This is a genomic window from Homoserinimonas sp. (genome assembly GCF_056262345.1).
Genome location: NZ_JBACFR010000302.1, coordinates 1 through 8,938 on the forward strand (window position 1 = coordinate 1; position 8,938 = coordinate 8,938).

Below are 8,938 nucleotides of genomic sequence, written 5' to 3' on the forward strand. Positions count from 1 at the left end.
GGGGCACATCCCCCCCCCCGCCCCCGCCGCGCGCCCGTGCCCAAACGGAAGGCCCGGGCGGGGAGTCCCCGCGCCGGGGCCTGATACGTGATTAGTCGTCGCTGAAGATTGCCCAGGCAACGAGACCGCCCACCGCGATGAGCGCTGCAGTGGCGCCGACAATCCAAGGGACCGGATTCTCGTCGTAGGAGCGCTTCGCGTTCTCCGCGAGCTCAGAAGCCCGCTTTTTGACGTTGAGTTTGTCCTCGAGCGCATCGAGGGTTTCGCCCAGGTTGTCGCGGGCGGCAGCGGCAGCAGCCGCTGGGTTGATCGTGTGGGAGTCCGTCATGATTCTCCTTTGTTGCTCGTAGCTGGGGTCGGTCGAATTACTAACGGTTGACCCCGCGGATGACATCCAGGTCGGTCTTAACGCTCTCGATGGTCTTCTCGGGAACCGGTGGGGTGCCCGTCTTCATCACTCGATAGCCGATGAGCGCCAGAATCGCAGCGATGATCAGCAGAACGCCGGCGACGACAAGAGCCGCCGCCCAGCCGGGCATCACCAGCGACAGGGCCAAAACGGCCGAGGTCAGAAGAACGCCCACCATAAACAGCACGACGACAATAGCGCCGGCGATGAGGCCTGCTCCCAGACCCAGGGCCTTGAACTTGGCGAACATCTCCGCCTTGAGCTGCTCGATCTCTGCGGTGACCAGCTCGGAGACGAGGCGCGGAACATCCGCGATCAGCTCAAACAGCGACCGTTTGGGAGGGCGAGGAGTCGAGGTGGGGTCCGTCATGGGTTCCTACTTCTGCGAAGTGCCAGTAGTCGTGCCGGTAGACGACGCCTTGGGCGTCGACTTGGCAGCGGCGGACGTCGACGAACGCTTGGTCGTTGACTTGCTGCCCGATGAGGACGAGTTGCCGCCCGGCGTGACCTTCGAGACCTGAGAGACAACCTTCTTAGCGTTGTCCGAGATGAACTCAGCGACCTCTGGTGCCTTGTCCCGAGCGAAATCTTCGACCCGGTCTACCTGGGTCTTTACGCGAGGATCGTTCCAAACCTTCACGGCGGTCCGCTTGATTTGCTCGTAGCGTTCACGGCCAGCTTTCGCACCGAGAACGTATCCGGCGGCCAGTCCTGTAAGCAGCAGAATTTTTCCGCGCACGGTGACTCCGTTCCTGTTAGGGGTGTTCAGTCGTCTCAGCGTAGCCCCGGAACGGTCAGGAGTCCTTTGGCAAACTCCCAGAAACCGAGGTTGACGCCGTCAATATACGTATTCGAGAATGTCTCGGCCCACCACGCGCATCGCATCGAGCACCCGCAGGCGGTCATGCAGCGACGAGTCCGTGAACTCAACCGTCACCGCGTAGGAGACCCCGGCTCGTCGACCCTGCAGCAGCCCCACATCCGACCGCACTCCCTCGTCGGTTCCCGTCTTGTTGATCAGCTGGAGGCCGTGGCTGGATGCCCTGTGCGCAAGCGGGTCCAACCCGAAGGCACTCGCCACCATCGAGAGGTCGGCATTGAGCGACAACCAGTCGAGAACCCGCTGGCTCGTGACCGAATCGACGACCTGTCCGCGGGCCAGAGCGTAAAACAACCATGCGAGTTCGGCGGTGGATCCCACAGAAAGCTGCGGAGCATCATCCGGCCCCCGTGTCATGCGCACCCGGTCGAGCAGTGCCGTGCGGGTGAGCCCGAGCGATTCCGCCCGCATGCGCACCGCCTCGATGCCGATGTGCCGCAGCAGCACGTTCGTCGCAACGTTGTCGCTCGCCGCGCCAATGAGGAGCCCCATATCGCCGAGCGGCAGTGTTGGCACCTGCATGCGGTGCCACAGCCCCGAATCGGCGATCGCATCCGCGGGCGTCTTATCGAGGATCGTAGGGATCGAGGGATCCCGCGTCGTGATGCGAGCAGCAGTCTCCACGAGCAACAAGACCTTGCCAACGCTGGCGGTGGGCAGGGCAACCCGATCATCGATCGCCAGGAGCGGCAGACCTGTCACGAGGTCGAGAACGGTTGCCGAAACCCTCGCCCCCTCATACGCAAGCTCGCCGAGGGCGGCGAAGCTCGTCGCAAAGCTCTCCGACACGTCGGATTCGCGATGCCGGCCAGCGGTGGTGTCTCGCTGGCGGCTGCGTCGGTGTTGCGAGGCTGAAACCACTTCTCCTACTTCGCGCGCGTCGCCGGATGGTCACCTATCGTGCCTCGGGGTGGCGGCGCACTCATGTCATCGAGTCACAACTCGCGTCGGGGGGATTGATCCAACGTCTCATATTTGGGAGCCGACGCCAAGGCCATTGACCCCTATCGGGCAACCCGCTACCAGATCGTGACGCGCTCCTGCGGGTCGAGCCACAGCTCGTCGCTCTCCGTGACGCCGAAGGTGTCGTAGAAGGCATCGATATTGCGAACAATCTGATTGCAGCGGAACTCATTGGGCGAGTGCGGGTCTATCGCCAGCAGCCGGATAACCTCTTCGTCGCGCGCCTTGAGCTGCCAGGCCTGAGCCCACGACAAGAAGAATCGCTCGGCTCCAGAGAGCCCTTCAACAACGGGCGGCTCCTCTCCCCCGAGCGAGATCAGGTAGGCCTTCCAGGCGATGCCGAGACCGCCCAGGTCGCCGATGTTCTCGCCGATCGTGAGCGCGCCGTTGACGTGGTGGTCCGGTGTCTGGCGGGGCGCAAGAGCGTCGTACTGGGCGATGAGCGACGATGTCAGGCGCTCGAAGGCGGCGCGGTCCTCGTCGGTCCACCAGTCCGTGAGCAGACCATTGCCGTCGTAGCGCGACCCCTGATCGTCGAAGCCGTGGCCAATCTCGTGGCCGATTACGGCGCCAATCGCGCCGTAGTTGGCCGCAGCATCCCGCTCCTCGTCAAAGAACGGGTACTGCAAGATCGCGGCGGGGAAGACGATCTCGTTGAAACCGGGGTTGTAATAGGCGTTGATTGTCTGCGGCGTCATGAACCACTCGTCGCGGTCGATGGGGCGGCCGATCTTGCCCAGCTCGCGCTGGAATTCGACCTCGGCAGCAGCGCGAACATTGCCGATCAGGTCGGTGGGGTCGACCTCGAGCGCCGAGTAGTCGCGCCACTTAACCGGGAATCCGATCTTGGGCGTGAACTTCTCCAGCTTCTCAAGCGCGCGTACACGGGTGGCATCCGTCATCCACGGCAGTTGCGCGATGCTCTGCCGGTAGGCCTCGATGAGGTTGTCGACCAGCACATCCATGGCGGCTTTTGCGGTGGGCGGAAAGTGCCGCTCCACATAGATGCGGCCAACGGCCTCACCCATCGCTCCCTCAACGAACGAGACGCCGCGCTTCCATCGGGCCCGCAACTCTGGGGTGCCGGTGAGAGTGCGGCCATAGAAGTCGAAGTTGGTCTGCACGAAGTCGTCGCTCAGGTACGGGGCCGAGGCACGGATGACCTGCCAGCGCAGCCAGTCCTTCCACGCGTCGAGACGGTCGTCCGTGAGCAACTCACCGAGACCCTCCATGAAGCTCGGCTCGCGCACCACGATCTCGTCAAAGCTTGAGGCGGGCGGCTGCATGGCGTCGCGCCAGGCGTTCAAGTCGAGCCCGCCCGTCGCGGGAACATCGGCCCAGGTCCGCAGGTTATACGTGGCCTGGCTGTCGCGGGTGCGCACGTTGTCCCAGTGCAGACCGGCGATGTCGGTCTCGAGGGCGACGATTCTGGATGCGGCTGCCGCGGCATCCTGCACGCCGGCGAGGGTGAGCATCCGCTGAACAAAGGGCTCGTAGGCCTCGCGCACCGATGCGAACTTCTCGTCGCGGTAGTACGACTCGTCGGGCAGCCCGAGGCCGCCCTGCTCCGCAAACACGAGGTAACGCTCGGGGTTGCCAGGGTCGTTGTCCACAAACAGCTGCAGGAACCCGCCAACACCCTGCCGCTCAAGGCGGCCCAGGGTCGTCACAAAACTGGGCACAGAGTCGACGGCATCAACCTGGGCAAGCGCGGGCTTCAGGGGCTCTGCGCCCAACTTCTCGATGCGTTCGGTGTCGAGAAAGCTCGTGAACAAGTCGCCAAACTTGCGCTGCTCGGTGCCGGGCTCGGCATCCACCGACTCCTCGATGATGTCGCGGACGGCCTTCTCGGCCTCCTCGGCGAGAACATAGAACGAGCCGTAGCGGGCCTTATCCGAGGGAATCTGGGTTCGCTTGATCCAGCGCCCATTGACGTGCCTGAACAGGTCATCCTGAGGTCGGATGGTGGGGTCGAGTTCGTCGAGGTCGATGCCGGAATTCATCATGTCTTCACCCTAGTAAATGCTGCATGGGTGCACCCGGCTAACAGTATGATCGGCTGACTTACCCGAGCCCGAGAACAAGGACGTTCATGGCCACCACAGCCGCTACTTCAGCGCCCACCCGTCTGGGCGGTCGCACCTGGACCTCCCTCGTGATTCTGGGCCTCGTCGGCCAGCTCGCGTGGGCTGTCGAGAACATGTATCTCAACCTGTTCGTCTACGACACGATCACGGATGACCCCACGGCAATTGCGGTGATGGTTGCGGCGAGCGCGATCACAGCTACGCTGGCGACCTTCCTCGTGGGAGCGGCATCCGATCGGCTGCGCAAACGGCGCATCTTCATCGCGGGCGGCTACGTCCTCTGGGGGCTTTCAACGGCGGCCTTCGGCTTTGTCAGCGTCGACGGCATTGCCACGATCGCCGCAGCCGGCAACGCCGTGGTCATCACCGTCGTCGCAGTAATCCTGTTGGACTGCATCATGAGCCTGTTCGGCTCTGGCGCCAACGACGCAGCCTTCAATGCGTGGGTTACCGAGTCGACCGTTCCGAGCAATCGGGGACGCGTCGAGGGCGTGCTCTCGGTAATGCCCCTTCTGGCCATGCTCATTGTCTTCGGCGGCTTCGACGGGCTCACCCAGGCTGGGCAGTGGCGCGAGTTCTTCATCATCATCGGCCTGCTCACGACCGCGGTCGGCGTGCTCGCCTGGTTCCTGGTCAAGGACGCCCCCACGATGCAGGCGCAGACCGACGGCTACCTGAAGGCCGTCATTCACGGGCTGCGGCCCAGCGTGATGCGGGCGACCCCGCAGCTCTACGTGACCCTTGCCGTGCTCGCCGTCGTGAGCATCGGCGCCCAGGTCTTCATGCCGTACCTGATCATCTACATCCAGCGGTATCTGCGCATCGACGGCTATGCGATCGTGCTCGGAAGCGTGCTCCTGTCGGCGGCGATCCTCAGCGTGATCGGCGGCCGCGTGATCGACAGGGTGGGCAAGGTGCAGTTCATGACCCCCGCGATCCTGATCTTCGCCGCAGGGCTTGGTGCCATGTTCTTCGTGCGCGGCATGGTGCCCGTGATCCTCGCGGGCATCGTCATGATCACTGGTCTCATGCTCACTCTCGCCTCGACCTCCGCCACCATCCGGGACTACACGCCCGCCGACCGGGTCGGCAACGTTCAGGGGCTGCGGATGATCGCTGCCGTGCTCATCCCCATGGTCATCGGCCCATTCATCGGCTCGAGCGTGATCATTGGCGCCAACGAGACGTACCTCGACCTCGGCGTCGAGAAGCAGGTTCCCACCCCGTGGATCTTCGTTGCCGCGGCTATCGTTGTGCTTCTCGCCCTGATCCCGGTGCGAAAGCTGGCCAAGTCGTGACCCTGCTCACCCCGTGGGGTGAGGCGCTCGACCGCGGCTCTGTTCTGCCCGAGTACCCCCGCCCGCAGCTCGTGCGGGAGAGCTACCTGAACCTCAATGGCGTGTGGGAATACGCGATCGTGCCCGGCCAGGCGTTCTCAGCGCCCGCAGCGTGGGACGGCGAGATCGTTGTGCCCTTCTCCCCCGAGGCGCCGCTGTCGGGAGTCGAACGTCAACTAATGCCGGGCGAAACACTCTGGTATCGCCGCACGGTAACCCTTCCGGAGGGTTTCATTCAGGGACGAGTTCTTCTGCATTGTGGGGCCGTGGATGAACGCTGCCGCATCTTTCTCGACGGGGTCGAGGTCGGATCGCACCAGGGCGGGTACCTCCCGTTTAGCGTGGACGTGACGGAGGGTCTTGGGGCCGGAACTGCCGAGCTCACGGTGGCCGTTCACGACGACAGCGACACCGCATCGCACTCGCGCGGCAAGCAGAAACTCAAACGCGGGGGCATTTGGTACACCGCACAGTCCGGCATTTGGCAGACCGTGTGGCTCGAATCGGTTCCGCCGGTTTGTGTTGAGCGGCTTGTGCTCACGCCGCAGCTGGCCGATTCAGCAGTCGACGTTCTCGTCGAGGCCTCCGCACCGGGCTCGGCACCAGGCTCGGCCAGCGTCACCGTCTCGGCCGACGGCACCGTCGTCGCCGTCGCCGAAGTCACCCCGGGCACTGCCGCGCGCATCCCTCTCTCCGACGTTCGCGCGTGGAGCCCCGAGCATCCGTTTCTCTACGACGTGCGCGTAACACTCGGCGACGACACCGTTACCAGCTATTTCGGCATGCGATCGTTCGGAGTCGGCCCCGATGCATCCGGGGTTCAGCGCCTGCTGCTCAACGGCGAACCGTACTTTCACGCGGGAGTGCTCGACCAGGGCTACTGGCCCGACGGGCTCTACACGCCGCCCTCCGACGAGGCGATGATCTACGACATCCAGACCATGAAGGACCTCGGCTTCACGATGCTGCGCAAGCACATCAAGATCGAGCCAATGCGCTGGTACCACCACTGCGACCGCATCGGCATGCTCGTGTGGCAAGACGCCGTCAACGGAGGCAGCAGCTACAACCCGGCCGTCATCACGATTCCCGCCGTGGCGCCGCTGCGGCTCAACGACAAGCACTATCGGGCCTTCGGGCGGGCGGATGCCGGTGGCCGAGAGCAGTTCCGTCGCGAACTGCGCGACACGGTCGAGCTGCTGCGCAGTGTGCCCAGCCTCGCGCTGTGGGTGCCATTCAACGAGGGGTGGGGGCAGTTCGACGCGCTCGATGCCACCCGCGAGCTGCGACAGCTCGACCCCACCAGGCCGGTGGATCACGCGAGCGGATGGCACGACCAAGGCGGGGGCGACCTGCACAGTCTGCACGTGTACTTTCGGGCATTCCGGGCACCTCGTGCGGATGGCAGAGTGCTCGCGCTCACCGAATACGGGGGCTACAGCCTGCGCATTCCGGGGCACGAGTGGGGCGCAAGCGTGTTCGGTTACAAGCGCTTCGACGACCCTGATCGGTTTGCCGACGCCCTGGTGAAACTGCATGAGGAGCAAATTGTGCCTGCGATCGCCCAAGGGCTCTCCGCCACCGTCTACACGCAGCTCAGCGACGTCGAAGACGAGATCAACGGCCTGCTCAGCTACGACCGGCGCGTGGTCAAGGCTCCCGCTGAGCGCATCCGGGCCTTCACGGCTCAGCTCCGGTTGTAACGGAGCAGCCGCGCAGGGCCTGCCAGCGCTAATCTCGACGAGGCCCTTTTGCGGCCAGCACCGCACATCAGCATTCAACAAGGAGCACCATGGCACTTCCCTGGAAACTGCACGGCGACGGCAAGGATGTCGCCGCTAGCGAGATAGTCATGCCCGAGGAACGCTTGAGCTGGCCCCGCACGATCGGATTCGGCGCCCAGCACGTTGTCGCGATGTTCGGTGCGACCTTCCTCGTGCCGCTGCTCACGGGATTCTCGCCCAGCACCACCCTGCTGTTCTCGGGCATCGGCACACTGCTGTTCCTGATCATTACGCAGAACAAGCTGCCCTCCTACCTGGGGTCGTCGTTCGCGTTCATCGCGCCGATCACGGCCGCCGTGGCATCCGATGGCAAGAGCGTCGCCCTCGGCGGCATCATCGTGGTCGGAGCTCTGCTCGCGGTCATCGGCGTCGTCGTGCACATTTCGGGCACCGGCTGGATCAACAAGCTCATGCCGCCCGTCGTTGCCGGCACAATCGTCGCCCTCATCGGCTTCAACCTCGCCCCCGCCGCCAAAAACAACTTTGAGCAGGCACCTCTCACCGCGGGCGTCACGCTGCTCTCGGTCGTCCTCGTCACGGTTCTCTTCAAGGGGATGCTCGGCCGCCTCTCGATCGTCATCGGCGTCGTCATCGGGTACCTCTTTGCCATGACGCAGGGCGAGGTCGACCTCAGCGCCGTCGAGGCTGCCGCCTGGGTCGGCCTGCCGGAGTTCATCACGCCCACCTTCGGCTTCGAGTACCTGCCGCTCTACCTGATGTTCCTGCCCGTCGTGCTCGCGCTGATCGCTGAGAACGTCGGACACGTCAAGGGCGTCGGCCAGCTCACCGACCGCAACCTCGACCCCCTCACCGGTCGCGCCCTCTTCGCCGACGGCCTCGCTACCGTCATCGCCGGCATCGGCGGCGGTTCGCCCACCACCACGTACGGCGAGAACATCGGCGTCATGTCGGCGACGCGGGTCTTCTCCACCGCCGCCTACTGGGTCGCTGGCATCGCCGCCATCCTGCTCGGCCTCTCCCCCAAGATCGGCGAGATCATCTTCACGATCCCCGCGGGAGTTCTCGGCGGCGTCACGACCGCGCTCTACGGCCTCATCGGCATCATCGGTGTGCGCATCTGGGTTGAGAACAGGGTGGACTTCGGCAAGCCGAAGAACCAGTTCACCGCCGGCATCGCCCTCATCGTGGCGATCGCCGACTTCACACTCGGGGGCGACGGCATCACGTTTGGCGGCATCATCCTGGGCACGATCGCAGCCCTCGTGGTCTACCACCTGATGTCCTTCATCGGACGCCTGCGCGGCACCGACCGCTAGGCATCCGCTCGGGGCAACTCCGTCGAGGGGTCCCATATTCGCCCTCCCGCGCTTCGGGAAGTCGAATGTGGGACCCCTCACCCGTTGTGCGGGGCGTACAGAGGCGCGGGCAGCGCGCGGGCGGCGCGCAGCACGAGCGGCGCAGGCGCGGGCGGCGCAGGCGCGGGCGGCGCAGGCACGGGCGGCGCAGGCACGGGCGGC

8 protein-coding genes are annotated in these 8,938 nt (G+C 64.8%); 3 read left to right on the plus strand and 5 right to left on the minus strand.

All coding sequences use genetic code 11. The annotated features are described in order from the left end of the window. Positions 1 to 91 precede the first annotated feature (91 nt). The 5 genes from AC062T_RS13705 to AC062T_RS13725 form a co-directional block, all read right to left on the minus strand. Positions 92 to 328, minus strand: coding sequence for a DUF3618 domain-containing protein (locus AC062T_RS13705; protein WP_476030929.1), 237 nt, complete (start codon positions 326 to 328; stop codon positions 92 to 94). Positions 329 to 368: 40 nt separating this feature from the next. Continuing rightward, a complete protein-coding gene (locus tag AC062T_RS13710) occupies positions 369 to 779 on the minus strand; it encodes a phage holin family protein (protein WP_476030930.1) in 411 nt (136 codons plus the stop codon). Positions 780 to 785: 6 nt separating this feature from the next. After that, positions 786 to 1,148: a YtxH domain-containing protein gene (locus AC062T_RS13715; RefSeq protein WP_476030932.1), complete on the minus strand. Its 363-nt coding sequence runs from the start codon at positions 1,146 to 1,148 to the stop codon at positions 786 to 788. A gap of 99 nt (positions 1,149 to 1,247) precedes the next feature. Then, positions 1,248 to 2,150, minus strand: coding sequence for a serine hydrolase (locus AC062T_RS13720; RefSeq protein WP_476030934.1), 903 nt, complete (start codon positions 2,148 to 2,150; stop codon positions 1,248 to 1,250). A gap of 158 nt (positions 2,151 to 2,308) precedes the next feature. Then, positions 2,309 to 4,258, minus strand: coding sequence for a M13 family metallopeptidase (locus tag AC062T_RS13725; RefSeq protein ID WP_476030936.1), 1,950 nt, complete (start codon positions 4,256 to 4,258; stop codon positions 2,309 to 2,311). Between the two features lie 86 nt (positions 4,259 to 4,344). Between AC062T_RS13725 and AC062T_RS13730 the strand changes: the two genes are divergently transcribed. The 3 genes from AC062T_RS13730 (at position 4,345) to AC062T_RS13740 (ending at position 8,737) form a co-directional block, all read left to right on the plus strand. Beyond that, on the plus strand, positions 4,345 to 5,637 hold the full coding sequence (locus AC062T_RS13730) for an MFS transporter (RefSeq protein ID WP_476030937.1): 1,293 nt from the start codon (positions 4,345 to 4,347) through the stop codon (positions 5,635 to 5,637). Next, positions 5,634 to 7,379 (plus strand): glycoside hydrolase family 2 protein, encoded by a 1,746-nt coding sequence (locus AC062T_RS13735; protein WP_476030939.1) that lies wholly within the window; start codon positions 5,634 to 5,636, stop codon positions 7,377 to 7,379. Before AC062T_RS13730 ends, AC062T_RS13735 begins: the two co-directional genes overlap by 4 nt. Positions 7,380 to 7,468: 89 nt before the next feature. Beyond that, positions 7,469 to 8,737, plus strand: coding sequence for a uracil-xanthine permease family protein (locus AC062T_RS13740; RefSeq protein ID WP_476030941.1), 1,269 nt, complete (start codon positions 7,469 to 7,471; stop codon positions 8,735 to 8,737). Positions 8,738 to 8,938 lie beyond the last annotated feature (201 nt).

Bases quoted from the DNA above. Each gene is read 5' to 3' on its own strand.
- AC062T_RS13705 (WP_476030929.1), bottom strand. From the start codon at position 328: ATGACGGACTCCCACACGATCAACCCAGCGGCTGCTGCCGCTGCCGCC.
- AC062T_RS13710 (WP_476030930.1), bottom strand. From the start codon at position 779: ATGACGGACCCCACCTCGACTCCTCGCCCTCCCAAACGGTCGCTGTTT.
- AC062T_RS13725 (WP_476030936.1), bottom strand. From the start codon at position 4,258: ATGATGAATTCCGGCATCGACCTCGACGAACTCGACCCCACCATCCGA.
- AC062T_RS13730 (WP_476030937.1), top strand. From the start codon at position 4,345: ATGGCCACCACAGCCGCTACTTCAGCGCCCACCCGTCTGGGCGGTCGC.
- AC062T_RS13740 (WP_476030941.1), top strand. From the start codon at position 7,469: ATGGCACTTCCCTGGAAACTGCACGGCGACGGCAAGGATGTCGCCGCT.